Raw genomic sequence first — 319 nt, 5'->3', positions numbered from 1 at the left:
CGGCACGGCGCTTGGCTTTGCGATCAGCTACCTGTTGGCCAAGCGGCTGGTACGGGACCTGTCGCCGGGGCTGGTGGTGGCGTGGCTGTCGATCTTCGTGTCCATCGGGCTGGCGCCCTTCGCGATTGCCGTCTGGGTGACGCCGAGCCCTTGGCACCTCGTGGTGCTGTTCGGCGTCGCCTGTTTCGCGACGTTGGGACATTACACCATGACCCGTGCGTTTCAGGCCGCGCCGATGTCGGTCACCCAGCCGGTGACCTTCCTGCAGCTGGTCTGGGCCACGGCGCTGGGTGCGCTGGTCTTCGGCGAGGCGGTGGAC

Annotated in this window: 1 protein-coding gene; it reads left to right on the top strand. The window is 67.7% G+C overall.

Annotated elements, in window-relative coordinates; all coding sequences use genetic code 11:
• A partial coding sequence (locus tag H2O73_RS23625) for an EamA family transporter (RefSeq protein ID WP_182110752.1) occupies positions 1-319 on the top strand: 319 nt, incomplete at both ends.

Origin of the sequence: Vibrio marinisediminis, assembly GCF_014050145.1 — a bacterium.
GTDB lineage: Bacteria > Pseudomonadota > Gammaproteobacteria > Enterobacterales > Vibrionaceae > Vibrio > Vibrio marinisediminis.
Note: the sequence above shows the minus strand (reverse complement) of the source record. Positions and strands in the feature narration are given on the sequence as shown.